At 65.6% G+C, this 24,896-nt stretch carries 18 protein-coding genes; 8 read left to right on the top strand and 10 right to left on the bottom strand.

Annotated elements, in window-relative coordinates:
• The first annotated feature begins 76 nt into the window (after nt 1-76).
• The 4 genes from BDOA9_RS07625 (at nt 77) to BDOA9_RS07610 (ending at nt 4,147) form a co-directional block, all read left to right on the top strand.
• A complete protein-coding gene (locus BDOA9_RS07625) occupies nt 77-970 on the top strand; it encodes an ABC transporter permease (RefSeq protein ID WP_025033348.1) in 894 nt (297 codons plus the stop codon).
• Nucleotides 970-1,977 (top strand): ABC transporter ATP-binding protein, encoded by a 1,008-nt coding sequence (locus BDOA9_RS07620; RefSeq protein ID WP_025033347.1) that lies wholly within the window; start codon nt 970-972, stop codon nt 1,975-1,977. Before BDOA9_RS07625 ends, BDOA9_RS07620 begins: the two co-directional genes overlap by 1 nt.
• Nucleotides 1,974-2,960, top strand: a complete 987-nt coding sequence (locus tag BDOA9_RS07615; RefSeq protein ID WP_025033346.1) for an ABC transporter ATP-binding protein — start codon at nt 1,974-1,976, stop codon at nt 2,958-2,960. Before BDOA9_RS07620 ends, BDOA9_RS07615 begins: the two co-directional genes overlap by 4 nt.
• Before the next feature lie 359 nt (nt 2,961-3,319).
• Complete coding sequence (locus BDOA9_RS07610) at nt 3,320-4,147, top strand: outer membrane protein (protein WP_025033345.1); 828 nt, start codon at nt 3,320-3,322, stop codon at nt 4,145-4,147.
• A 206-nt stretch (nt 4,148-4,353) separates the two neighbouring features.
• On the opposite strand, the gene BDOA9_RS07605 is transcribed toward BDOA9_RS07610, so the two are convergent.
• From BDOA9_RS07605 to BDOA9_RS07565, 9 genes are all read right to left on the bottom strand, one after another.
• Nucleotides 4,354-5,217, bottom strand: a complete 864-nt coding sequence (locus BDOA9_RS07605) for a hypothetical protein (protein WP_244521456.1) — start codon at nt 5,215-5,217, stop codon at nt 4,354-4,356.
• A gap of 170 nt (nt 5,218-5,387) precedes the next feature.
• Nucleotides 5,388-7,364, bottom strand: coding sequence for an acetyl-CoA carboxylase biotin carboxylase subunit (locus BDOA9_RS07600; protein WP_025033343.1), 1,977 nt, complete (start codon nt 7,362-7,364; stop codon nt 5,388-5,390).
• On the bottom strand, nt 7,361-8,977 hold the full coding sequence (locus BDOA9_RS07595; RefSeq protein WP_025033342.1) for an acyl-CoA carboxylase subunit beta: 1,617 nt from the start codon (nt 8,975-8,977) through the stop codon (nt 7,361-7,363). The genes BDOA9_RS07600 and BDOA9_RS07595 overlap by 4 nt, the downstream gene beginning before the upstream one ends.
• Nucleotides 8,978-9,118: 141 nt before the next feature.
• Nucleotides 9,119-9,985, bottom strand: a complete 867-nt coding sequence (locus BDOA9_RS07590; protein ID WP_025033341.1) for a 3-keto-5-aminohexanoate cleavage protein — start codon at nt 9,983-9,985, stop codon at nt 9,119-9,121.
• 199 nt (nt 9,986-10,184) lie between these two features.
• Nucleotides 10,185-10,985 (bottom strand): helix-turn-helix domain-containing protein, encoded by an 801-nt coding sequence (locus tag BDOA9_RS07585; RefSeq protein WP_025033340.1) that lies wholly within the window; start codon nt 10,983-10,985, stop codon nt 10,185-10,187.
• A gap of 121 nt (nt 10,986-11,106) precedes the next feature.
• Nucleotides 11,107-11,763, bottom strand: coding sequence for a glutathione S-transferase family protein (locus BDOA9_RS07580; RefSeq protein WP_025033339.1), 657 nt, complete (start codon nt 11,761-11,763; stop codon nt 11,107-11,109).
• Nucleotides 11,760-12,926 carry an acyl-CoA dehydrogenase family protein gene (locus BDOA9_RS07575; RefSeq protein WP_025033338.1) on the bottom strand — a complete coding sequence of 389 codons (1,167 nt, stop codon included), beginning with the start codon at nt 12,924-12,926 and terminating at the stop codon, nt 11,760-11,762. Before BDOA9_RS07575 ends, BDOA9_RS07580 begins: the two co-directional genes overlap by 4 nt.
• Nucleotides 12,927-13,048: 122 nt before the next feature.
• Nucleotides 13,049-14,185 carry an acyl-CoA dehydrogenase family protein gene (locus BDOA9_RS07570; RefSeq protein ID WP_025033337.1) on the bottom strand — a complete coding sequence of 379 codons (1,137 nt, stop codon included), beginning with the start codon at nt 14,183-14,185 and terminating at the stop codon, nt 13,049-13,051.
• 132 nt (nt 14,186-14,317) lie between these two features.
• On the bottom strand, nt 14,318-15,088 hold the full coding sequence (locus tag BDOA9_RS07565) for a helix-turn-helix domain-containing protein (RefSeq protein ID WP_025033336.1): 771 nt from the start codon (nt 15,086-15,088) through the stop codon (nt 14,318-14,320).
• Between the two features lie 187 nt (nt 15,089-15,275).
• On the opposite strand from BDOA9_RS07565, the gene BDOA9_RS07560 reads away from it, so the two are divergent.
• The 4 genes from BDOA9_RS07560 to BDOA9_RS07545 all read left to right on the top strand — a co-directional run bounded on the left by BDOA9_RS07560 (nt 15,276) and on the right by BDOA9_RS07545 (nt 21,632).
• Nucleotides 15,276-17,540, top strand: coding sequence for a marine proteobacterial sortase target protein (locus BDOA9_RS07560; protein WP_025033335.1), 2,265 nt, complete (start codon nt 15,276-15,278; stop codon nt 17,538-17,540).
• 178 nt (nt 17,541-17,718) lie between these two features.
• The gene (locus BDOA9_RS07555) at nt 17,719-18,288 is read left to right on the top strand and encodes a class GN sortase (protein WP_025033334.1); all 570 of its coding nucleotides are present in this window, start codon (nt 17,719-17,721) and stop codon (nt 18,286-18,288) included.
• Nucleotides 18,289-18,424: 136 nt separating this feature from the next.
• Nucleotides 18,425-20,650: an acetate--CoA ligase family protein gene (locus BDOA9_RS07550; protein ID WP_025033333.1), complete on the top strand. Its 2,226-nt coding sequence runs from the start codon at nt 18,425-18,427 to the stop codon at nt 20,648-20,650.
• A 160-nt stretch (nt 20,651-20,810) separates the two neighbouring features.
• Nucleotides 20,811-21,632: an MlaD family protein gene (locus BDOA9_RS07545; protein ID WP_025033332.1), complete on the top strand. Its 822-nt coding sequence runs from the start codon at nt 20,811-20,813 to the stop codon at nt 21,630-21,632.
• Nucleotides 21,633-21,839: 207 nt separating this feature from the next.
• On the opposite strand, the gene BDOA9_RS07540 is transcribed toward BDOA9_RS07545, so the two are convergent.
• The gene (locus BDOA9_RS07540; protein WP_244521455.1) at nt 21,840-24,860 is read right to left on the bottom strand and encodes an autotransporter outer membrane beta-barrel domain-containing protein; all 3,021 of its coding nucleotides are present in this window, start codon (nt 24,858-24,860) and stop codon (nt 21,840-21,842) included.
• Nucleotides 24,861-24,896: the final 36 nt, after the last annotated feature.

Raw genomic sequence — 24,896 nt, 5'->3', positions numbered from 1 at the left:
CCTGAGCCCCCTCACCCGGCGCTACGCGCCGACCTCTCCCCGGTGGGGAGAGGTGCACCTGCCTGCGGAGCCGCCGATGGCCGCGATTGACTTCGAGGTTGAGCTGAGGCGGGCCGGGGCACATGCGACCGGGGGGTGGCGGCGCGTGCTGTTCATGGCGCAGCGGCACGTGCTCGGCGCGGCCGGGCTCGTCATCATGACGCTGTTCGTGCTGACGGCGATCTTCGCCGACGTCATCGCGCGCTATGATCCGCTGACGGTCGATTCCGCCCGCGCGCTGGCGCGCCCGAGCCTGGCGCACTGGATGGGCACCGATTCCTTCGGCCGCGACGTGTTCAGCCGCATCATCCATGGCGCGCGGATCTCGCTCGCGGTCGGCATCGGCTCGACCGTGCTCGGCGGCAGCATCGGCGTGATCGTCGGCCTCACCTCCGGCTATCTCTCGGGCTGGGTCGATCTGGTGTTCCAGCGCGTCTCCGACGTGCTGCAGGCGCTGCCGCTCTTGGTGCTGGCGCTGGTGATGACGGCCGCGCTCGGTCCGTCGCTGCCGAACGTGATCATCGCCATCGCCATTCCGCTGATCCCGACGGTGGCGCGCGTCATCCGCGCCAATACGCTGGCGCTGCGCGAGCAGCCGTTCGTCGAGGCCGCCAAGTCGATCGGCATGAGCGAGATGCGGATCGCGCTGCGCCACGTGCTGCCGAACACGCTGGCGCCGCTGATCGTGCTGGCGACCGCCCAGCTCGGCTCGACCATCCTGACCGAGGCCTCGCTCTCCTTCCTCGGCCTCGGCATTCCCGAGCCCTACCCGTCATGGGGGCGCATGCTGTCCGAATCCGCCGCCGAATATGTCCGCACCGCGCCTTGGCTGGTGATCTTCCCCGGGATAGCGATCAGCCTCGCCGTGTTCGGCGCCAATCTGTTCGGCGACGCCTTGCGTGACATCCTGGATCCGAGGCAGCGCGGCTGATGGCGGACAAGACCGATCTCGTGCTCGACGTGAAGAACCTGAAGACGGTGTTCTTCACCAATTCCGGCCTGTTCAAGGCGGTCGACGACCTCTCCTTCAGCGTGAGGCGCGGCGAAACGCTGGCGATCGTCGGCGAATCCGGCTGCGGCAAGAGCGTGACCGCGCTGTCGCTGATGCGCCTCGTGCCCGATCCGCCGGGCCGTATCGTCGGCGGCTCCGTCTCGCTGGAAGGCACCGAGCTGCTGGCGCTGGATGAGACAGAGATGCGCAGCGTCCGGGGCAACCGCATCTCCATGATCTTCCAGGAGCCGATGACCTCGCTCAATCCGGTGATGCGGATCGGCGACCAGATCGTCGAGGCGGTGCGGCTGCACCGGAACATCTCGTCGAAACAAGCGCAAGATATCGCCGTCGAGATGCTGCGGCTGGTGCGCATCCCCGAGCCGGCGCGGCGGGCGCGCGAATATCCGCACCAGCTCTCCGGCGGCATGCGCCAGCGCGCGATGATCGCGATGGCGTTGGCGTGCCGACCGGCGCTCCTGATCGCGGACGAGCCGACCACCGCGCTCGACGTCACCATCCAGGCGCAGATCCTGGCGCTGATCCTCGACCTCCAGAAAGAGCTCGGCACCGGGCTGGTGCTGATCACGCATGATCTCGGCGTGGTCGCGCAGACCGCGCAACGCGTGATCGTGATGTATGCGGGGCGGAAGGTCGAGGAAGCCGGCGTCGAGGCGCTGTTCGCCGCGCCGAAGCATCCCTATACGCGCGGGCTGATGGCCTCGATCCCGACTGTTCCGGCCTCCGGCGTGCCCGCGCCGGCGCGGCTGAACGAAATCCCCGGCACGGTGCCGTCGCTGGTGCGGCTGCCGCAAGGCTGCGCCTTCGCGCCGCGCTGCAAGCTCGCCATCAAGCGTTGCGAGGCCGAATATCCGCCGCTGGCGGATTGGGGCGGCGGCCATCTCGCCGCCTGCTGGCGCGCCGAAGAAGTGGCGGAGGTGGCATGACCGAGGCGCTGCTCGAAGTCACCGACCTCAAGAAGCATTATCCCGTGCGCGCCGGGGTGCTGCGAAGACAGGTCGGCACCGTGCACGCGGTCGACGGCGTCTCGTTCGCGCTTGGCACCGGCGAGACGCTCGGCCTCGTCGGCGAATCCGGCTGCGGCAAATCCACGGTGGCGCGCAGCGTGCTGCGGCTGGTCGAGCCGACCTCGGGGCAGATCCGCCTCGACGGCGAGGACATCACGCATCTGTCGAAGACCGCGCTGCGGCCGCATCGCCGCTCGATGCAGATCGTGTTCCAGGACCCTTTCGCCTCGCTCAATCCGCGCATGACCGCAGGCGACATCGTCGGCGAGCCGCTCGCCGTGCATGGGCTTGCGACCGGCAAGGCGCTGGAGGCGCGGGTCGCAAGGCTGTTCGAGCAGGTGGGTTTGCGGCCCGACCAGATGCGCAATTTTCCGCATCAATTCTCCGGCGGCCAGCGCCAGCGCATCTGCATCGCCCGCGCGCTGGCGCTGGGGCCGCGTCTGATCGTCTGCGACGAGCCGGTCTCCGCGCTCGACGTCTCGATCCAGGCGCAGGTGATCAATTTGTTGATCGACCTGCAGCGGCAGCACGGCTTCTCCTATCTCTTCATCGCGCACGACCTTGCGGTGGTTGCCCATATCAGCCACCGCGTCGCCGTGATGTATCTCGGCCGCATCGTCGAGATCGCCGACAAGGACGAGCTGTTCCGCAATCCCCGGCATCCCTACACCCAAGCCCTGCTCGCCTCGGTGCCGATCGCCAATCCGCTGGCGAAGAAGCTCGCACCGCTGGTCGACGGCGACGTGCCGAGCCCGGTCAACCCGCCGTCAGGCTGCGCATTCCACACCCGCTGCCGGTTTGCGATGGATCGGTGCAAGACCGAGCGCCCGGCGCTGCTGGATGCCGGCGACGGGCATCAGGTGGCGTGCCTGCTCAATGACGGCACGGGGCGAGGCCACTAGGGCGTGTCCTCATAAAAGCAATGTCAGTTTTTGAGAAGGGCGCGGAGGTCTTCTGCTGCGCGAAGCGTTAGCGCTTTTGACCCGAAGCCGACAAGGGAGCCGTCCTACCGGCGCGTGATGGGATCTCGCGTATCTCCAAGGCCCTTCGTCGCCCGGAGAACCCGCGCGGCAAATGGTGAAATCAAACCAACGACGCGCCATCATTTGCGCGGCGCGCGGGGCAGACCACGTCGGAGCAAACTGAAATCAGTGAAAATGTTTGGCTGTTGCCCAGATGACATTTCAAGCTTCTGCGCGGCTTGGTTAGATGAACCATGGATATTCTCGCGCCGGTTGCGCATTAATCGCAGGAGATCGATATGAGGACACTGGTTTTCGCGACTTCACTTCTCGCCTTCGGCCAGATCACGGCTCAGGCTGCCGATCTGACGCCAGTCCGTATGCCGACGAAAATACCGGCCCAACAGGTCGGCAACTGGACAGGCTTCTATATTGGCGGCAATGTTGGCTATGGCTGGGGCAACTACGGAGCCTCAAATAGCACCGGGACATTCGTGAACACGAATGGCGGTTCGGCCCCCTTCGGCTTCAACGCTGTATCCGGCAACGGCAACGGGGTCACCGCCGGCATTCAAACCGGCTACGCTTGGCAGATCCAGCAGACAGTGCTCGGCGTCGAAGCTGATTGGCAGTATATCAATTCGAAGGTCAGCACCGGCAACTCGGCTATTCCCGTTCTTGCCGCCGTCGGCGGCAACTTCAGCGGCGGCGCTTCCGTCAGCACCGATTGGTATGCGACCTTCCGTGGCCGAGTGGGTTATGCGTTCGGGCCGGCATTACTTTACGCGACTGGCGGCATTGCGTTGGCTGAGACCAAGTTGAGCGAGAATGCTACGGGCAGTATTCCCACCAGCCTGTTCCCGCTGACCTATGGACCGCTCGGTTCTATGAACGTTTCTAACAGCGCCGTGCTGGTAGGCTACGCGATTGGCGGCGGTATCGAATATGCCTTGGGAGCGGGCTGGTCCGTCAAGGGCGAGTATCTGCACATGGGCTTCGGCACCAACGGCTACAACTTAACTGGCTCGCTTCAATCGCCGGCCGGATTGACCGGTGTCATCGCCACCCATGTCGATATCAAGCCAACCTTCGACATCGCTCGGGTCGGCATGAACTATCGCTTTTGATCGGCAGGTTTTGGCGAAGTAAGGGATGGAGGCTTCGAGTCTTCAGGGAGATGTCTTGCTGAGCGGAATTGCCCCGGGGCGAACGAGACGACGAAAATTCCTTAGGTGCCGATAGGTCCGCTGCTGGCCCCATCGGCGACATTGGGAGATTGCTGCTTCTTCGCCAGTGTCGGGGCTTGAGCAGACGTCAGGCCGCGGCGAACCGCTTAATGAATAGACCGCCTGGATCCCAGCGTCCGGATCACCGGCCACGCCGCCAGCGCCGCAGCCAGATGCTTGAGCGTGTGGCCCGAAACCATGTGGCCGGTGGCTTCGAACACGGTCACGTCGCCTAGCTCGAAAAGCTTGGCGAGCACATAAAAGACGATCACGCCGCCGAGCGGCACGCCAAGTGCGCCGGGCCGCGGGCGTGTCAACGCAAGGCCCACGGCCAGCGCCATGCCGCCGAACTGCACCGCCACCCAAGGCGTGAGATTCTCGCGTGCCACCCAGGCGGCCAACAGGCCAGCAACCATCGTCAGCACCAGCACCGTTTCGCCTGCGCGCGTGCTGATGCGCTCGCTGGCCGCGATGCCCAGAAATCCTGCGAACGCCACCGCCATGCCGAGACGATCGGCGATGAGCCGTTGCGGCACGTCGGGGTCGAGATGATAGAAGCCCGAGCCGAGGCAAGTGAGGATCAGGCCGACGAAGAACCAGCTCGCACCCACCGGCGCATCGTGGCGGGCGCGCAACCGCTCCGAGCCCCAGACGCCCATGGCGAGAAAGGCGAGATTGCTCAGCACGTCGCCGGCGTTGGGCACGCCGAGCCAGGTGCGGCTATCGACGAAATGCGGGATGTGCCAGGCGACGGCGGGTATCGCGGGGGCCAGAAGCGCGGTGAGCGTCAGGACGAGGAGGGCACCGATAAGGTATTTCTCGCGTGTTCGGAGGCGGTCGAACTCGGGTCGGCGCGACATCGGTGGAAGCAACACATTGGCTGATTGAGCTTGGTCACGCGCACGCAACATATTGAGTCCTCTTATTGAACATTGTTCAATATTTGTATCACGAGAATGAACAACGTTCAACAAAAATGCTCCCGGCTTGCGGTAGGGGACGCATCGGATTGAAATCGTTGCCCTTATTCGAAGACACACCCTTCGACGTCATTGCGAGCGCAGCGAAGTAATCCAGACTGTCTCCACGGAGGCAGTCTGGATTGCTTCGTCGCTTCGCTCCTCGCAATGACCGAGAGAGTCTATCCCGTCCCGATCTCCGCCACGATCCGGCCCGTCGTCACCTGCTCGCCTTCGGCGACGCCGATCGCGGCGACCATGCCGTCGATGCCGGCCTTGTGGACATGCTCCATCTTCATCGCCTCCAGCGTCAGCACCGGCTGGCCGGCGGTGACGCGGTCGCCGGGCTTCACCAGCACGGCGACGACGCGGCCGTTCATGGCTGCCCGGACCTTGCCGTCGCCGCCATTGCTTGCAGCCGCCTTCGGCGCGGCGAGGGTGAGGTCGGTGACACCTAGCGGGATGCCGCGGTGCTGGAGGTAGAGCCGATCGCCATCGCGCAGGAATTTTGCGCTCTCCATCACGCCGGCGTGGCGGAAGCGGATGGCGTCGGGATCGAGCTGGTCGATCTCGAACTTGTGCTGGCGGCCGTCGCTGGCAACGGTGTAGCTGCCGTCGCGCTCGCGCGTGACGTCGAGCTCGTGCGTCTGGCCGGCGATCTCGATTTTCGCAGGAAGCGCGAACGTTGCCGATAAACTCCGCCCGCCCTGCCACGACGGCGCATGCGGGTTTGTGACGTAGAGCAGCAGGCCCGCCAGCGTCGTATCGAATGCGGCGTCTGCCCGCGGCGCCAGCAATTCGTCGCGATGGGCACCGATGAACGCCGTCGTCGCTTCACCTTTGGCAAAGCCGGGATGGCGCAGGCAGGACAACAGGAAGGCCTGGTTGGTCGTCACGCCAAAGGCTGTGAGCTGCTCGAGGCCGACGATCAGCCGCCCCCTCGCCTCCTCGCGCGTAGTGCCATGGCTGATCACCTTGGCGATCATCGAATCGTAGAACGCGGGGATCTCCGAGCCCGATTGCAGCGCATGCTCGACGCGGATGCCGTCAGGCACCTGCCAGCGCGCCATGCGGCCGGACTGCGGCATGAAATTCTGCGCGGCGTCTTCCGAGCACAGCCGTACCTCGATGGCGTGGCCGGAGAATTTGACGTCCTGCTGCTTGATCGGCAGCGGCTCGCCGCGGGCGACGCGCAGCTGCAGCTCGACCAGATCGAGCCCGGTGATCGCCTCGGTGACGGGATGTTCGACCTGCAGGCGGGTGTTCATTTCCATGAAGTAGAACGCGCCGCTGGCATCGAGCAGGAATTCCAGCGTGCCGGCGCCCTCATAACGCAGCGCTTTCACTGCGGCGACGGCGACCTCGCCCATCCTGGCGCGCAGCTCCGGCGTGACCGCCGGCGACGGCGCTTCCTCGATCAGCTTCTGGTGCCGCCGCTGCACCGAGCAATCGCGCTCGCCGAGATGAATGGCGTTGCCGTGACTGTCGCCGAACACCTGGATCTCGATGTGCCGGGGATTCTGGATGGCGCGTTCCAGGATCACCGTGGGATCGCCGAACGCGGCCTTCGCCTCCGACCGCGCGCTGCGCAGCGCATCACCGAAGGATGCAGCATCGGTGACGAGCCGCATGCCGCGGCCGCCGCCGCCGGCGACGGCCTTGATCATCACGGGAAAGCCGATCGCTTTGGCCTCCGCGAGCATGACCTCGTCGCCCTGGTCTGCGCCCTGGTAGCCGGGCACGATGGGCACGCCTGCCTTTGTCATGATCTCCTTGGCGCCGGCCTTGTTGCCCATCGCCGTGATCGCCTGCGGCGACGGGCCGATGAAGACGAGGCCGGCCTCCTTGCAGGCCCGCGCAAACCCCTCGTTCTCCGCGAGGAAGCCATAGCCGGGGTGAACGGCATCCGCGCCGCTGGCCTTGGCCGCGGCGATGATCGCGGGAATGTCGAGATAGGATTGCGCCGGCAAGGCTTCGCCGATGCGCACGGCCTGGTCGGCCTCGCGCACATGGAGCGCATCGCGATCCGCATCCGAATAGACTGCGACGACGCCGAGGCCGAGCTTTCGCGCGCTGCGCATCACGCGCAGCGCGATCTCGCCGCGATTGGCGACCAGGACCTTGAAGAACGGCCGGTGCTGCACTGATCCGTTCCTCATGGGCGGGCCACCGAAAACTGCATGCGCTGGGGCGTGCGCGCATCGCCCTCGCGGCAGATCGCGAGCACCTCGGACAGCACTGCGCGGGTGTCGCGCGGATCGATCACGCCATCGTCGAGCACGCGGGCGCTGGTGGAGAACACATCCATCTGGCCGTCGAACACGCCGATGATTTGCGCCTTCATCGCGTCCAGCTTGTCCTTCTCGATCGGCTTGCCGCGCCTGATGGCAGCGGCCTCGGTCACGATCGCCATGGTCTCGGCGGCCTGCTCGCCGCCCATCACCGCGGTCTTGGCGTTTGGCCAGGAGAAGCAGAAGCGCGGATGGAAGCCGCGGCCGCACATGCCGTAATTGCCTGCCCCGAACGAGGCGCCGCAATAGATGGTGATCTGCGGCACCGTCGCCGAGGTCACCGCCTGGATCATCTTGGAGCCGTGCTTGATCATGCCGGCCTCCTCATAGGCCTTGCCGACCATGTAGCCCGTGGTGTTGTTGAGATAGAGCAGCGGCGTGCGGGTCTGGCAGCAGGCCTGGATGAAATGCGTCGCCTTGTTGGCGCCGGCGGGGTCGAGCGGGCCGTTATTGGTGATGATGCCGATGGCCTGGCCCTCGATGCGGGCATGGCCGCAGACGGTGGCCGGGCCGTAATTCGGCGCCATCTCGGTGAAATCGGAATCGTCGACGATGCGCGCGATCACCTGTTTCATGTCCACCGGGCGCTTGTGGTCCATCGGCATGATGCCGAGCAGCTCGTCCTGGTCATAGCGCGGCGGCTTGAATTGCACTGAGGCTTTGCCCGGCCGCTCCCATTGCAGCGCGGCCATGATCTCGCGCGCGATGCGCAATGCGTCGCGATCGTCCTCGGCGAGATAGTCGCCGAGGCCGGACACTTGCGTGTGCATCTCGGCGCCGCCGAGCTCTTCCTCGGTCGCGATCTCGCCGGTCGCGGCTTTCAGCAGCGGGGGTCCGGCGAGGAAGGCGCGGGTGCGGCCGCGCACCATGACGATGTAGTCGGAGAGCCCGGTCTGATAGGCGCCGCCGGCGGTGGAGGAGCCGTGCGTGACCGTGACGACCGGCAGTCCCGCAGCGGAGAGCCGCGCCAGGTTGCGGAAGATGTTGCCGCCGCGGACGAAATCCTCGACGCGGTAGCGCAAGAGATTGGCGCCGGCACTTTCGACCAGTTGCACATAAGGCAGCTTGTTCTCCAGCGCGAGCTCCTGCACCCGCAGCGTCTTGTCGAGGCCGTAGGGCTGCAGCGCGCCGGCATCGATGCCGGAATCGCTGGCGCTGACCATGCAGCGGATGCCCGAGACGAAGCCGATGCCGGCGATGACGCCGCCGCCCGGCACGCTCTTAGCTGCATCCGGCACGTCGAACATGTAGCCGGCCAGCGTCGACAGCTCGATGAAGGGCGCGCCGGGATCGAGCACCAGGGCAACACGTTCTCGCGGCAGCAGTTGGCCGCGCTTGTGGAAGCGGTCCTTGGCCGCGGCCGACGCCGCGCGCGTGCGCTCTTCGAGCGCGCGCATGCGGTCGATCAGGCCGAGCATGCCGTCGCGGTTGGCCTGGTAGACGGCGCTGCCGGGGGGAATGGTGTTTTCGATGGTCGACATCATTCAATCCTGCTCGTCATTGCGAGGAGCACTTGCGACGAAGCAATCCAGACTGCATCCGTGGAAAGACTCTGGATTGCTTCGCTTCCGCCTTCGCTCTTCGAGCTTCGGCGGACAAGTCGCTCGCTGTGACGGCTACGTTCAGCGATTCGTCCCAAAGATCTTCCGCGCCTCGGCGGGGCTGGCGATCTCGCGGCCGGCGCGCCTTGCGCAGGCAGCGATCGCTTCGATGAGCTGGCCGTTCGACGTCACCTTCTTGCCGTCGGCGAGATAGAATGTGTCCTCGAGGCCGGTGCGCAAGTGACCGCCGAGCTCGGCGCAGCGCTGGTGCAGCGGCCAGATCTCCTCGCGGCCGATGGCGGTGACCTGCCAATGCGCCTCGGGGCGCTTCAGCTTCAGCAGAATGGGCAGCAGCTCGGGATCGGCGGGCATGCCGGAGGCGACGCCCATGACGAAGTTATATTCGAGCGGGCCTTTGTACATGCCGACCTGGGTGTACATGCCGACGCAGCGGACGATGCCGACGTCGAAGCATTCGAACTCGGGGATGGTGCCGACCGCGTTCATGACGTCGAGATAGTCCTTCACCTTCTCGACCGCATTGTCGAACATCATCGGCGGCCAGGCCCAGCTGTTGTCGGCCTTTACCTTCAGGTAATTCAGCGAGCCGGCGTTGCAGGCGGCGATCTCCGGCCTAGTCTCGCGGATGCAGTCGAGCGCGCCCGAATAGTTCGGCCCCGACACGCCCGAGGTGTGGTTGATGATCACGCCCGGGCAGGCCTCGCGGATCGCCTGCTGAATCTCCTTGCTGACCGCGACCTCCCAGGACGGCAGATGTCCCTTGCCCGGCGCCTGCTGGCGCAGATGGATGTGCATGATGGACGCGCCGGCCTCGAACGCGGCCCTCGCCTCGCGCGCCATCTGCTCGGGCGTGACAGGCACGTTGTGCTGCCTGGGGTCGGTGAGCACGCCGTTCAGCGCGCAGGTGATGACGGCCTTGTCGCTCATGCGTTCAATGTCTCGCACGTTGAGAATTCAACGCTTGCGATCATGTGACGCGGGGGGATGCGGCTTCTTGCGCGGAGAAGCTGGGAAAAGGCGAGCTTTCGTAGGGTGGGCAAAGGCGCTCTAGCGCCGTGCCCACCACTCTCGGTGTTTGGCAAAGATGGTGGGCACGCTTCGCTTTGCCCACCCTACGGCAGCGGAGCTAGCTCGCCTCCGCCATCCGCACCGTCTCGGTGCTGCGATAGATCGCAAGGTCGCGCGAGCCGACGAAGATCGCGCGCGGCTTCAATCCGTAGAAGCGGCGGATCGAGTGGCTGAAATGCGTGGAATCGGGATAGCCGATGTCCTGCGCGAGATGGGCGAGGTTGAGGTCCTGGTTGGCGAAGTGCAGCAGATGCCGCGCGCGCTTCCAGGCGCGGAAGGAGCGGAACGAGATGCCGGTCTCCTCCTTGAACAGATGCAGGAAGCGTGACGCCGAGAGGCCGGCTTCAGCGGCGCAGGTATCCGCCGTCACCGGCTCGCCGGAGAAGCGCTCGATGCGGGCCACCGCGCGCATCACGCGCGGATCGAGCACGCGGCGCGGCAGCGCCTCGCCGAAGCACATCTCGTCGAACTCGGCGGTGGTGATGTCGCCATAGCGGCGCTGGCGCAAAAGTGCGTAGGCGGCGAGGATCTTGCGGGCATAGGCGGCCTGGTCGGGTCCGGTCAGGCGCGCGGCCAAGGCTTCGATCACGCCATCCGGCACGGTTTCCGGCTCCAGCGTCACGGCGATCGCGGTGCGGTAGTCGCTGGCGATGGAATGCCGCTGGTTCGGCAGGGTGACGAACAGCTCGCCGGTGGCGAGAACGTCGTCGATCGTCAGGTGCAGATTGCCCTTCACGGCGACATAGATCTGGCAGCAACCGGGGGTCCGCTTGCGGGGCCGGCCGAGCAGGCCTGCATAAAACACCCGCTCCGGCGTGATCAGCATCAGATGGTCGGATTCGCGACCGGCATATTCCATTGGGTTCCTCCTCGCGCGGCTCTCTGGCCGCTGCGGACGGAGGCACCTTAGCCGAAATTTGGGCGCTGTCACGAGAGGGTAGCGCTGTCAAAAGACATAGTGCGCGCGCAGCGCCCGGAACTTACGCCCTCACCCTTGGAGCGACATTCTGCTCTTCCCCGGCCTTTTGCTCCGCAGCAACCGCCCGCCTGAAGCCCTCGCGCTGCTGCAGGCGCGCCCAATAGGCTGCGACGTTTGGCCCGAAATCCTTGGCAAGCCCGATATTGCTCGCGAGCCGAAGCGCGTAACCGATGACGACGTCGGCGGCGGTGAAACGGCCCGCGCACAATGTTTCGGCATTCGCCGTCGCTGCCTCAACGGCGCGCAGTCTCCCCAGAAACCATTTCGCGTAGTCGGTGGCGACCTGCGGGTTGCGGCGCTCCTCCGGCTCGAGCTGGGTGTATCTCAGCACCAGCGTTTGCGGGAAGGTTAACGTGGCGTCGCTGAAGTACATCCAGTTCAGGAACGCGCCATAAGCGGGATCCTCGGGGCCGACCATCAACGGCGTCGGGCCGTATTTGACGCCGAGGTAATGGCAGATGCCGGAGGATTCCGTCATCCTGGTTTCGCCGTCGATCATGAAGGGAATGGTGCCGAGCGGATTGAGCGCGAGATAATCCTTGGCGAAGACGCGCGGCGGGAACGGCAGCATCTTCAAGTCATAGGGCAGTCCCATCTCCTCCAGCATCCAGAGCGGACGGAACGAGCGCGCGGCGTCGCAATGATAGAGCGTGATCATGATGCATTCCCTTTGCTGCCCGGCAGCGTGCCCATCATCTTGCACAAGACCATCAGCATGACCTCGTCGGCGCCGCCGCCGATCGAGGTCAGGCGGCTGTCGCGATAGGCGCGGCTGACCGGCGTCTCGTTGGTAAAGCCCATTCCGCCCCAATATTGCAAGCAGGCGTCGGTGAGCTCGCGCCCCAACCGGCCGGCCTTCAGCTTGGCCATGGTCGCAAGCCGCGTCACATCCTCGCCGGCGACCAGCTGCTCGCCGGCGCGATAGATCAGCGCGCGCAACAGCTCGACCTCGGTCTGCATCTCCGCCAGCTTGAAGTGCACGACTTGGTTGTCGAGGATCGACTTGCCGAACGCTTTGCGGTTGCGCGTGTATTCGATGGTCTGCGCGATGATGTATTCGTGCGCCTTGAGACAGGCGGCCGCACCCCACAAGCGCTCCTCCTGGAACTGGATCATCTGGTAGGTGAAACCCTGGCCCTCCTCGCCGATCCGGTTGCGCTTGGGCACGCGGACATTGTCGAAGAAGATCTGCGCGGTGTCGGAGGAGCGCATGCCCATCTTGTCGAGCTTGCGGGCGACGGTGACGCCCTTGCTCTTCATGGGCACGCAGATCAGCGACTTGTTGCGGTGAACGGGACCGTCGCCGGTGTTGGCGAGCAGGCAAATCCAGTCGGCCTGGGTGCCGTTGGTGATCCACATCTTGCCGCCATTGATGACGTAATCGTCGCCGTCGGAGCGCGCACTCGTCTTGATCGAGGCGACATCCGAGCCTGCGCCCGGCTCGGAGACGCCGATGCAGGCGACGTAGTCACCGGAGATCGAGGGGCTAAGGAATTCGCGCCGGACCTCGTCCGAGCCGAAGCGGGCCAATGCCGGCGTTGCCATGTCGGTCTGCACCCCGATCGCCATCGGCACGCCGCCGCAAGTGATGGCGCCCAGCTCTTCGGCCATCATCAGCGCGTAGGAATAATCGAGGCCCGAGCCGCCGAATTCGACCGGCTTGTTCAGGCCGAGGAAGCCCAGGCTGCCCATCTTCTTGAACAGCTCGTGCGCCGGGAAGATGTCGGCCTTCTCCCATTCATCGACGTGAGGATTGATCTCGCCCGCGATGAATTTTTGTAGGGAGCGGCGGATGTCGTCGTGGTCGGCGGTGAATAGCATTTTGTCCTCTCGTCATTCCGGGGCGCGCGGAGCGCGAGCCCGGAATCCATTCCTCTGCGAAGTCTGGAGCCCGATGGATTCCGGGCTCGACGCTCCGCGTCGCCCCGGAATGACGGTATCCATCACAACCCCATCTGCCGCGACGCCAGATCCTTCATGATCTCCTCGGTGCCGCCGCCGATGGCGTTGACCTTGACCTCGCGGTAGATGCGCTCGGCCTTGATGCCGCGCATGAAACCGGCGCCGCCGAAGATCTGCACGGCCTCGGAGGCGCAGAACGCCATGGTCTGCGTCGCCTGGTTCTTCATCATGCAGATTTCGGCGACAGGACTTTCGCCCTGCTCGAGCCGCCAGGCCAGCATCTCCAGCATCGCTTGCGAGGCCGCCACCTTCTGCGCCATGTCGACGATCTTGTGGCGGATGACCTGATGCTGGGCGAGCGGCTTGCCGAAGGTCTTGCGCTCCCTGGCATAGGCAATGGCCTCGTCGAGGCAGACCCGCGCGAACGCGGTGCAGCTCGCGGCCATGCCCATCCGCTCGCTGTTGAAGTTCTGCATGATGATCTTGAAGCCCTGGCCCTCCTCGCCGATCAGGTTCTCGGCGGGCACGCGGCATGCGTCGAAATGCAGCGTCGCGGTATCGGAAGCCCACCAGCCCATCTTCTTCAGCTTGGTCCTGGACAGGCCGGGCGTGTCGCCCTCGATCAGGAGCAGGCTGACGCCGCCGGCGCCCTCGCCGCCGGTCCGCACCGCAACGGTCAGATAATCGGCGCGCATGCCCGACGTGATGAAGGTCTTCTCGCCGCTGACGACGTAGTGATCGCCGTCGCGCCGCGCGCGGGTGCGCAGATTTGCGACATCCGAGCCGCCGCCCGGCTCGGTGATCGCCAGCGCGGAGATCTTCTCGCCGGCCAGCACCTGCGGCAGCACCCGCGCCTTCACCTCGGGACGCGCCGCGCGCGCGATCGGCGGCGAGCCGATGGTATGGCTCATCAGGCTGGCGCTGACGCCGCCCGCGCCGGCGCGCGCAAGCTCCTGGCTCGCCACGATCTTCATGAACTGGTCGGCGGCGATGCCGCCATAGTCTTCCGGGAAGCCGAGTCCCAGCAGGCCGATTCCCGCCGCCTTGCGATAGAGCTCGCGCGGGAATTCGCCGGCTTCGTCCCAGTCATGGGCGAAGGGCGCGATCTCCTTGTCGACGAAGCGCCGCATCACGTCGCGGAACGCGTCGTGCTCGGCGGTATAGAACGGGCTCTTCATCGTAAGACTTGCCTCGAGGCGGATTCGTCCCGACCAGCATGGCTGGAAGAATTGCCATTCACTTGCGCGGAGTGGCTGATCGCCGCGGACGCTTCGAGCGAGGCAGCACGAGCGTGACCGTCTTATCCTGGGTCACAACGTCAGAAACAGCGCAAACGGCTCTTCCACCGTCCGGCGCAAGTGCTTTCGATACAAGGCGTGGTTGGGATCCTCGGGCGCAACCCGGCCCAAGGAAGGTTTTGGAATATTCCTGAGCGGCACATAGGCGATCGGCGCGGCGATCGGCGTGAGCTGAGAGCCGGGGCCGGCGCGCAGCGTCGAGATGATGCCGTACATCTCACCGGATACCGTCGGCCGCGACACCGTGATCACGCGGTGCTGGCCGTGCTTGATGATGACGAGGTAGATGAAGCCGGACTGATGCGGAACGGCGACCTCGCCGGTATGCTCGTAGGCGGCATCGGTCCGCTCGCCCTCGCGAAAGACAAGCGACGAGACTTTCGGCTCCCAGGCGATCTCGGTGCGATAGGCGAAGATCGCGTCCTTGTCGCCGAACGACGGCCGCAGGGTGATGTAGACGTCCTCGAGCCAGGTCACCGCGCGATGGGCATAGGAGCCGAGGCTGTCGGGCGCGACGTCGTTTGCGGCCGGAGGCGTCGCCACGACGACACTCTTGCGCAAGGAGACGCCGAGCGCCTGCTCCAGCCGGACCGTCGTCGCCAGCGTGAAAGGCCGGCGGCCGCCGAGCACCTTTTCCAGCGTCGACAGGCTGAGCTTGGCCTGCTCGGCCAGCGTCTGCCGGGAGATCCGGCGCCTGGCGAGCTCCTCGCGAATGGTCTCGGCGATCTCGCGGCTCTGCTCGTCCGAAAGCTGCTTGTCGGTGAGTTTGTCCTGCGTCTGCATCGTCAGCCCTGCTCCAGGCCGGTCACTCTAGCAGGGCGGACAAACCAGCACAAAACCGCACATGACCGCCGCGGCTCAAGCGAGCCGGGGCCGGCCGCGGCGGAACATTGCCGATCATTCTGCTCGCGAAACGGCGCCCCGCAGGCGGATGCTGGGGACCAGCAAACATGCTTCGGGAGCAAGCCAAATGGACGCCTACGACACGGCCGATAGCGACGACCACAAGCTGTTGAGCCGCCTCATCAAGGTCGGACTGTTCCTTCTCGCACAGGGCATCGCGGTGATGCTGGTCGCCTTCCTGGCCCTGCTGGTGAGTTTCGGGGCGAGCTGGTCGGCAACGACCGAACAGGCCGGCCTGCTCCAGCCCGGCGAGGCACGGTCGGGCAGCCTGCTGCTGAAGCAGGACGACGCCACCACGGAGGCGATCCGCCTCGGGACCGATATCGACATCACGGTGTCGGGCCCGACCTTGCGCGCCCGCGTCACGCAAGCATTCCGCAACCCGAGCAAGGATTGGGTCGAGGCCACCTACGTCTATCCGCTCGCGGCCGGCGGCGCCGTCGACACGCTGAAGATGGTGGTCGGCGACCGCGTCATCATCGGCGACATCAAGGAGCGGCAGCAGGCGCGCGTGATCTACGAGGAGGCGCGCCGCGCCGGCCAGAAGGCCGCGCTCACGGAGCAGGAACGGCCGAACATCTTCACCAACTCGGTCGCCAATATCGGCCCCGGCGAAACCGTGCTGGTGCAGATCGAGTACCAGGAGCCGGTGCATCAAGCCGGCAATGAATATTCGTTGCGCCTGCCGCTGGTGGTCGCCCCGCGCTACAATCCGGCGCCGATCGTCCAGAGCGTCGACTTCCGCAAGGATGGCTCGGGCTGGGGCGCGGCGACGTCGGACCCGGTGCCGGATCGTGACCGCATCTCGCCGCCTGTGCTGGACCCGGCCCGGAATGCGCCGGTCAATCCGACCAGTATCACGGTCCGCCTGCAGGCCGGCTTCGCGCTCGGCGAGGTCAAGAGCCACCATCACACCGTCAGGACGGAAAGCCCGGACAACATGACGCGCGTGGTGACGCTCGCCGAAGGCGTCGTGCCCGCGGACCGTGACTTCGAGCTGACCTGGAAGCCGGCTGCGGAGAAAGCCCCAGCGGTCGGCCTGTTCCGCGAGCATGTCGGCGATGCCGATTATTTGCTCGCCTTCGTCACCCCGCCGAGCGCCGAGCAAGGGGCGCAGAAGCCGCTGCCGCGCGAGGTCGTGTTCGTGATCGACAATTCCGGCTCGATGGGCGGCACCTCCATCGTGCAGGCCAAGGCGAGCCTGCTCTACGCCCTCGGCCGCCTGCAGCCGAATGATCGCTTCAACGTGATCCGCTTCGACGACACCATGGACATGCTGTTTCCGGCCGCCGTGCCGGCCGATGCCGCGCATGTCGGCGAGGCGACTTCGTTCGTCGGGGCCTTGCAGGCGCGCGGGGGCACCGAGATGGTGCCGGCGATGCGTGCGGCGCTGACCGACAAGCTCGGCGACACCGGCATGGTCCGCCAAATCGTGTTCCTGACCGACGGCGCGATCGGCAACGAGCAGCAATTGTTCGATGCGATCACGACGATGCGCGGCCGCTCGCGCGTCTTCATGGTCGGCATCGGATCGGCGCCCAACACCTATCTGATGACCCGCGCCGCCGAGCTCGGCCGCGGCGCCTTCACCCATATCGGCTCCGTCGAGCAGGTGGAGGAGCGCATGCGCGGCCTGTTCGCCAGGCTGGAAAATCCGGCCGTGACCGGCCTCACCGCAAGGTTTTCCGAAGCCAATGCCGACGTCACCCCGGCGATCATTCCCGACGTCTATCGCGATGAGCCCCTGGTGCTGGCGGCCAGGCTCGACAAGCTTGCAGGCTCACTCGAGATCAAGGGCCGCGTCGGCGACCGCCCGTGGTCGATGACGCTGCCGCTGCAAAATGCCGCCGAAGGCAAGGGCCTGTCAAAGCTCTGGGCCCGGCGCAAGATTGCCGATGCGGAGGTGGCGCGCACCCTGCGCGAGATGACACAAGAAGACTCCGACAAGGCGATCCTGGCGCTGGCACTCGACCATCAGATCGTCACGCGGCTGACCAGCCTCGTCGCAGTCGACAAGACGCCGAGCCGGCCCGAGGGCGCGCCGCTGAAGCTCAGTGAGCTGCCGCTCAACCTGCCCGCGGGATGGGAGTTCGAGAAAGTGTTTGGCGAACGGCCGCAACTGACGCCGACACAGCTGCGCGAACGTCACGCCGATGCGCGCAATCAGCCGACGACGCGAAGGCCGGCGCCTGCTGCGCCCGACGCGATCCGTCTGCCCAAGACCGCGACCTCGGCCGAGCTGAAGATGATCGCGGGTTTCATCCTGATCGTGCTCGCCTTGATCCTGTCCGTGTTCAACCGGCGTCGGACCTTGCTCACCGACGCCGCTTGAGAGAGGAGCCCCCCGAACTCCTCTGTTAGCGCGCGCGGCTGCCCGTCCCCTTCAACGGCCGCGCGCGCCTTTTTTGATCGTCATTGCGAGGAGCGAAGCGACGAAGCAATCCAGACTGCCGCCGCGGAGACAGTCTGGATTGCTTCGCTTCGCTCGCAATGACGGGAGACGAAACACAATGCCCCGCTTCATCTCTCCGCTGGTCCTCGCGCTTGTCGGCCTCATCCTGTTCAGCGACGGCGCCTATATCCACGCCAAGGCGTGGCTGGCGCAGGTGCTGCTGGAGCGCGCTTTCGACCGCAGCATTGCGACGGGCGTCGCGGTGAAGCCCTGGTCATGGGCCGACACCTGGCCGGTCGCGCGGATCGAGGTGAAGCGGATCGGTGCCAGCGCGATCGTGCTGGAAGGCACGAGCGGCCAGGCGCTTGCTTTCGGACCCGGCCATATCCAGCACACGGCTGATGCGGGCGAACGCGGGATTGCCGTCTATGCCGCGCATCGCGACACGCATTTTCGTTTCCTGAGGGATGTTGCCATGGGTGACGTCATCGACGTCACGCGCAGTGACGGTCGACACTTTCGCTATCGCGCGGATTCCTCGGCCGTGGTTCGCTTCGATGCATCGGGAATCGACACCGCGGCACAGGGTTTCGAGCTTGTTCTCGCGACCTGCTGGCCATTCGATGCCGTCACATCCGGCCCCGAGCGCTACATCCTGCATGCGACATTGATTGAAGCCGACGAATAGATCGCCCACTGGGTCGACAACACACCGATGCACGCTTCATTCCACCACACGGCATACCAGCCGCGCAGTTGCCAAAGGACTCGCCATAGAACAGAGTGACGCGACACCAAACAAGAACAACAGGTGAGGTCACGCCATGGAAGCTCAGGTGCCTGCCGGGTCCGTCTCTCAGCGCCCCTGGTCTCCGCCGCCTGATGCGGGAGACGTCGTCAAGGGCATCCATGCCATGCTGCACCCGCACAACATCGTGCTGGTGGGCGCGACCGACAAGCCCGGCAATTATGCCGAGCGCATCTGGAACAATCTGATCAAGTACGGCTACGAGGGTGGGCTTTATCCGGTCAACGCCAAGCGCGACACCGTCTGGGGCGTTCCCTGCTACAAGGATTTTGCGAGCCTTCCCGAAAAGCCCGATCACGTCCTGGTGCTGGTGCCGGCGCGCTTTGCCGTGCAGGTGATCCGCGATGCCGCTGCGGCCGGCGCGCGATCGGCCACCATCGTCACCTCCGGCTTCAGCGAGTTGCAGGATGACGAAAGCCAGAAGCTCGCTGCCGAATTGCAGGCGGCGGTGCGCGAGACGGGGCTTGCCGTCACCGGCCCGAACTGCCTCGGCAATCTCAGCGCCGGGGAAAAGCTCTTCACCAATATCGACGATCGCATCGTCACCATGGACCAGGGCGCGGTGGCGATCGCCGGCCAGTCCGGCGCCATCGTCATGGCGATCCGCCAGGCGCTGGAAGACCGCGGCGTCGGTGTCGGCTACATGGTGACCACGGGCAACGAGGCCGGGCTCGAGACGCCTGACCTGATGCGCTATTTCGCCGAGGATCCGAGCATCAGGGTGATCGTCGTCTACCTCGAAGGCGTGCGCAACACCAAGGCCTTCCGCGACGCCTGCAAGGCGGCGCGCGCGGCGAGCAAGCCCGTGATCGCGCTCAAGCTCGGCGCCTCCGAAGGCGGCCGCGCCGCGGCGATGGCGCATACCGGCGCGCTCGCCGGCTCGATCGAGACGTTCGACGCGATCGCGACGCGCGAAGGGGTGATCCGGGTCGGCGGCCTCGACGAATTGATCGAGACCACCGAGTGCTTCGTCCACGCCGGCTTGCCCAAAGGCGACCGGCTCGCCGCCGTGACGCTGTCCGGCGGCAAGCGCGGCATGCTGATCGACGCCTTCTATGCCGCGGGCCTGAACTTTGCGCCGCTGAGCCCGCATGTCAGCGCGGAGCTGGCGAAGATGCTCGGCCCCGGCTCGATCGTCGGCAACCCGCTCGACGCCGGCTTTGCCGCGGTGGTCGATCCCTCCGTCTACATGAAGTCGATCAAGCTGATGATCGACGACCCCGATATCGACATCGTCATCGTCGACGCCGAGCTGCCGAAGGCGCCGCACGAGCTGCGCGAGCGCAACTTGCGCATCGTCAACGAGATGGCGAGCAAGGCGGGCAAGCCGGTGATCTATATCAGCGCGATGTCGATCGGCTTCACCGACTACACCAAGGACTTGCGAAAGTCGCTGCCGCATCTCGCGGTGATGCAGGGCATGGACCGCGCGGTGACCGCGATCAAGTCGCTGCTCGCCTACGCGAGACTGCGCAAGGAAGTGCCCGATATCGCCTCGAGCTCGAAGCCCGCCGCGCGCGCCGTGCTGGAGAAGACGTTGAATTCGGCGCGAGGTGCCGCGCTCGACGAGGTCGCCTCGAAGAAGCTGCTGAAGGCCTATAGCATTCCGATCTCGAAGGAGGCGATCGCAACGACCGCGGCGGACGCCGTGAAGATTGCCAAGCAGATCGGCTTTCCGGTCGTGGCAAAACTCGTCAGCGCGGAGATCCTGCACAAGTCCGACATCGGCGGCGTGGTGCTGAACCTCAACAGCGCAGCCGAGGTGAAGAAGGCGTTCGCCGACATCACCGCGCGCGTGGCGAAGCTCAAGGGCAGACCGAAGCTCGACGGCATCCTGATCGCACAGCAGGTCAAGGCCGAGCTCGAGCTCGTCGTCGGCGCCTCGCTCGATGCCGAGATGGGGCCGGTCGTGCTGTTCGGCACCGGCGGCATCGACATCGAGCTGATGAAGGACGTCGCGCTTGCCGGCGCGCCGCTCGACGAGAGCGAAGCACGGCTCCTGATCGGCCGCACCAAGGCCGGCATCAAGCTGCGCGGCTATCGCGGCAAGCCGGCCCTGCACGAGGCATCAGTGGTCAAGGCGCTGGTCGGGCTGTCCAACCTGATCGCGGATGCGGGCGATCGGATCGCCTCGATCGACATCAACCCGTTCCTGATCAACACCAGGACCGGCGTCGCCGTCGATGCCCTGATCGTGCTGAACAACGCTGCGGCCAGGCGGGCGGGTAGTAGGGCGGATTAGCGCCAGCGTCATCCGCCAATTTACACGACTGCTGAGGCGAAAGTGGTGGGTTACGCTTCCGCCTTCGCTCTGCGAGCTTCGGCGGACAAGTCGTTAACCCGGCTCAGTTAGCATCGCGGCCTTCTTCCAACCATCCCGCTTTGGCCCTAAACTGAGCCTCATGGCACGCGCGAGCAATCTTGTGATCGGAACGGCAATGCTGGCCGCGATCGCCGTGGCGTTCGGCGGCCTGCTCGGCGTGCAGAAATGGCGCACCATCCAGAGCCGCAGCCAGTTGCGCGTGGTGTTCGAGGGCGGCTCCGCCAACGGCCTGCGCCGCGGCGGACCGGTCAATTTCGACGGCGTGCCCGCCGGTCAGATCCTGTCGATCAAGCTGGAAAGCCCGCGCAGGATCGTGGCGCTCGTCATGCTCGACAATTCCGCGCCGATCCGCAAGGACACCGTCGCCGGCATCGAGTTCCAGGGGCTCACCGGCATCGCCGCGATCTCGCTGATCGGCGGCGTCCCCTCCGCACCGCCGGTGCCGCTGGACGCGGACGGCATCCCGGTGCTGACGGCCGATCTCAGCGACGCCGAAACCATCGTCGAAACCCTGCACAGCGTCGACCGCACCATCGTGAACAACGCCCCGGCAATCAAGGAAGGCCTACACACGTTCGAGACCTATACCGCCGACCTCAGGAGCAAGGGCGGCGAGATCGATTCCGTCATGGCCAAGGTCGACAGCGCGTTTGCGGGCTTCGACAAGGCGGTCGGGAAGATCGAAGGCGCGGTGCCGGGCTTCGTCGACGGCAAGGCCGACGAGCTGTTCGAGAAGATCCAGGGGCTGCACGAGCTCGCCGGCACCATGAAGAAGAAGTCGGCGGCCTATCTCGAAGACATTCGCCGTTCGCTGCTCGACGTCAGCGAGGCCGCCAACAAGATGAGCGGCACGCCGGCGCCGCCGCGGCCCCCGCGCCAGCCCGAGCAGAAGAAGCGGTAGCGCTCTTCCTTACCCTCCCCTGGAGGGGGAGGGTCGGCTCGCAGCGCGATAGCGTTGCGAGACGGGGGGGTGATCTCTCAACGCGGGCAGTGTGAACTGCGGATAGACCGTCACCCCACCTCGGTTCGCATTCCGCTTCGCTGCATGCGAACCGATCCTCCCCCTCCAGGGGAGGATGGCAATCCCGTCCTGGCCGATCAATCGCGCTTACCATGCGTAGCGCACGAGACCCTTGCCGGCATAGGCGCGCGTGACGTTCGAGAACTCGCCCTCGAAGGTCGTCGACGCGGACCAGCCGTTCATCCAGTTTATCTGCGCCGATGCCGTGGTCAGCGCCGAGTCGCGCGCCTGCGCGGCGCCGTTCACGACGAAGGCCGATCCCGGCAGCGCCTGGAACACCGCACCGACCGTGCGGTCCGGATTGTAATCGTGCGCCCAGGCGAGACGGCCGCGCAGGGTCATCAGGCCGCCGGCCGCGGCAAAGGAGCGGTCCGCGCGCAGGCCGAGCTCGGAGCGGGTGCTGGTTACGTCCTTGGCGGCATAGTTGAGCGCGAAGACGTTGCTGCCGACCACGGCCGACTCTGCATAGGATGGAAGGCTGAACATGGTGGCCTGGAGCGCGGCATAGGGTGTGATGCCGACCCATTGCATGGCGTAGCGATAGCCGCCCTCGACGCGGCCTGAAAACGCGTTGGTATTGAACTGGGCGCGCAGCTGGTCGAACCCGGCGGCGGTGACGATGCGATTGGTGGTGACATCCTGCCAGCCATAGGCCAGCGCCGCCGTGACATAGGCGGGACCAGCGGTGTGACGCACGAAGGCGCCGGCCTGGAACAGATCGGATCGGCCCCAGCCGAGGCCGCCAACGCCGAAGCTGGTGCCGCCGCCGGCAAGCGCGAAACCGGCCATGGTGGACGGCGAGACGCGGTAGTCGAGACCGACGGCCGTGCCGTAGACGCTGCTAGTGGTGTCGTTCGAGCCGAGAGCAGCGCGGCCGTCGGTGGTCTGCGAGCCGCCATAGCCGGCCGCCCACACGTCCCAGCGCTGCTCGAAGGTCGCCCCCGGCGCCTTGCGGTGGATCGAGGCGAAGGCGTCGCGGGCGTCCTTGCGGCGTGCGGCATAGGCATTGGCGCTCGCATCATCGGCATATGGCACCGCACCCGACATGCCGCTCCGTCCCGAATTGTAGACATCGGTGAGCAGGCCGAGGAACAGGTTCATCGCGTTGAACGTCGTCTGCTGCGAGCCTGTCGCGGACTCGCCGGAGGCTTGCGTCAGGCCATTGGGACCAAGGCCCGCGAATTCGGCGCGCAGAGAGCCATTGGCGTTGAAGAAATTCTGAAGCGTGGTGGCGACGTTCTTCTGGTTGATGTCGAGTGCGTATTTCGCACCATAGTCGAGCGTGAAATTGAGATAGACAGTGCCGCTGGGATCGACGCTGGTCGTTCCGATAAGACCACCGGGCGCGGCAACACCGGCAAAATTGCCGATTGCGGCGCCGGAAAACTGCATGATCGTGTACTGGGGCAATATCGTGCTGCCGGCGTAGAGCGAGACGCCGACATTGCCGTTCAGGGTGACGTTGCCGAAGACGTTGGCGAAGCTCGCAGTGGATCCGCTGCCGACCTGAACGAGGTACAGCGCACCGGACTGGAAGGCGAGGTCGCCTTGAACCCACATGCTCGAGCCCGGCCCGCCATCGCCGGGCGCATAGATGCCGCCATTGGCGATCATTGTATTGCCGACGATCCCCGCGCCGAACAGCGCGCCGCCCGCGTTCACGGTGGTGAGGCTCGACTGCGAGATGTTGCCGTCGACCCGCAGGATGCCACCGTTCACGGTGGTCGTGCCGGTATAGGTGTTCGTGCCCGAGAGGATCAGCGTGCCGCTGCCGACCTTCTCCAGCGAGCCCGGTCCAGCAGGGCCGCAACCGCAGGGATCGTAATCGCCGATGACGCCGCTGACTTCGGTCGAGCGGTTGTTGCTCCCCACCGTGAGCGTATTGCCGCCGCCGATATAATAGAAGCCGCTGCCTTCGATCGAACCCGCGGTGATGCGGCCGTCGCCGTTCGGGCCAATGCTGACCCCGAAATCGACGATGCCTGTTCCGGTGGTGATGAAGCGGGCATTGCCGCCGGTCGAATTGTCGAAGAACTCGGTCTTGCCGCCGTCCTTGGTGATGATCGTGGCATTGCCGGCGGTCGTGAACGCGCCGAAATTGGTGAGACCATCGGCTTCATTGATGATGGTTGCATTGCCGGCGCTCGCCGTATCGGAGCCGGCCAGCGAGCCGAATATGGTCCCGCTGAAATCCTTGTTCACGATCGTTGCCGAGCCCGCCGAGGCCTGTTCGAGAAAGGTGGTGCCGCCGCCGTTCTGGTTGGTGATGTTGGCCGCGCCGGCATTGGTCCGTGCGAAGAAGCCGACCAAGCCGCCGTCATTGACGATGGTCGCTCGACCAGCCGTCGCCGTGTCGGAACCTCCCAGGTTGGGATCGCCGAAATACAGCTGGCCGTTATTGGTGATCGCGATCGAGCTGGCGGAGCTGGCGTTGAGAAACAGCGTCGTGCCGGAGAAGGCGTTTTGGATCGAATTGATCCCCGACGTGTCGGCATTGACGACGCTGAAGAGGCCCTCGTTGGTGACAGCGCCAATGATGCTGGCGGCATGGGTCGCGTCGCCGAGCTGCAGCGAGCCGCAATTGCAGATGAAGGTGCCGCCGCTATAGGTGTTGGCGCCGAGCAGCGCCAGGAGACCAGGCCCCTGCACCGTGATGCCGCCAACGCCGGTGATGCGCGAGACGATCGCCGCCGACGGATCCCCGGTCCCCGTGACATCGCTGGTGACGAACGTGGTGCCGCCGGGGGCCAGCCTGAGGTCGCCGCCCTGAATCGTATAGATCGAGCCGTCGCCGGTGAGGTCGAAGCCGACGAGACTGGTCAGCTGCACGCCGCTCGGCGTGACCGTGACCGTTCCACCCGTTGCCGGCATCGAAGGGCCGCTGCTGCCGAACATCGTTCCGGCCGAGAACGGATCGTAGGCGGTGCTGATCGAGCCGGAGAAATCCGTCCAGTTGCTGGTGGTGGCGTCCCAAACGCCGCCGCCGCCATTGACGGCACCGTTCGGTGTGGTCTGCGATCCATTGAAATATTGCTGAGCTCCGGCCGGGGTCGTCACGACAGCCGCGCCCAAAGCGAGGCTCACCCCGAATGCCGCACCAATGGCCATGTTACTCCGACGCGAGCAACCCAGCCCGCTCGATGG

This window comes from Bradyrhizobium sp. DOA9, from assembly GCF_000617845.2.
GTDB lineage: Bacteria > Pseudomonadota > Alphaproteobacteria > Rhizobiales > Xanthobacteraceae > Bradyrhizobium.
This window is presented reverse-complemented; position numbering and strand designations above follow the sequence as displayed.

Coding starts and splice junctions, on each gene's coding strand:
- BDOA9_RS07625 (WP_025033348.1), top strand. CDS start 77: ATGGCCGCGATTGACTTCGAGGTTGAGCTGAGGCGGGCCGGGGCACAT.
- BDOA9_RS07620 (WP_025033347.1), top strand. CDS start 970: ATGGCGGACAAGACCGATCTCGTGCTCGACGTGAAGAACCTGAAGACG.
- BDOA9_RS07615 (WP_025033346.1), top strand. CDS start 1,974: ATGACCGAGGCGCTGCTCGAAGTCACCGACCTCAAGAAGCATTATCCC.
- BDOA9_RS07610 (WP_025033345.1), top strand. CDS start 3,320: ATGAGGACACTGGTTTTCGCGACTTCACTTCTCGCCTTCGGCCAGATC.
- BDOA9_RS07600 (WP_025033343.1), bottom strand. CDS start 7,364: ATGAGGAACGGATCAGTGCAGCACCGGCCGTTCTTCAAGGTCCTGGTC.
- BDOA9_RS07595 (WP_025033342.1), bottom strand. CDS start 8,977: ATGTCGACCATCGAAAACACCATTCCCCCCGGCAGCGCCGTCTACCAG.
- BDOA9_RS07590 (WP_025033341.1), bottom strand. CDS start 9,985: ATGAGCGACAAGGCCGTCATCACCTGCGCGCTGAACGGCGTGCTCACC.
- BDOA9_RS07585 (WP_025033340.1), bottom strand. CDS start 10,985: ATGGAATATGCCGGTCGCGAATCCGACCATCTGATGCTGATCACGCCG.
- BDOA9_RS07580 (WP_025033339.1), bottom strand. CDS start 11,763: ATGATCACGCTCTATCATTGCGACGCCGCGCGCTCGTTCCGTCCGCTC.
- BDOA9_RS07575 (WP_025033338.1), bottom strand. CDS start 12,926: ATGCTATTCACCGCCGACCACGACGACATCCGCCGCTCCCTACAAAAA.
- BDOA9_RS07570 (WP_025033337.1), bottom strand. CDS start 14,185: ATGAAGAGCCCGTTCTATACCGCCGAGCACGACGCGTTCCGCGACGTG.
- BDOA9_RS07565 (WP_025033336.1), bottom strand. CDS start 15,088: ATGCAGACGCAGGACAAACTCACCGACAAGCAGCTTTCGGACGAGCAG.
- BDOA9_RS07560 (WP_025033335.1), top strand. CDS start 15,276: ATGGACGCCTACGACACGGCCGATAGCGACGACCACAAGCTGTTGAGC.
- BDOA9_RS07555 (WP_025033334.1), top strand. CDS start 17,719: ATGCCCCGCTTCATCTCTCCGCTGGTCCTCGCGCTTGTCGGCCTCATC.
- BDOA9_RS07550 (WP_025033333.1), top strand. CDS start 18,425: ATGGAAGCTCAGGTGCCTGCCGGGTCCGTCTCTCAGCGCCCCTGGTCT.
- BDOA9_RS07545 (WP_025033332.1), top strand. CDS start 20,811: ATGGCACGCGCGAGCAATCTTGTGATCGGAACGGCAATGCTGGCCGCG.
- BDOA9_RS07540 (WP_244521455.1), bottom strand. CDS start 24,860: ATGGCCATTGGTGCGGCATTCGGGGTGAGCCTCGCTTTGGGCGCGGCT.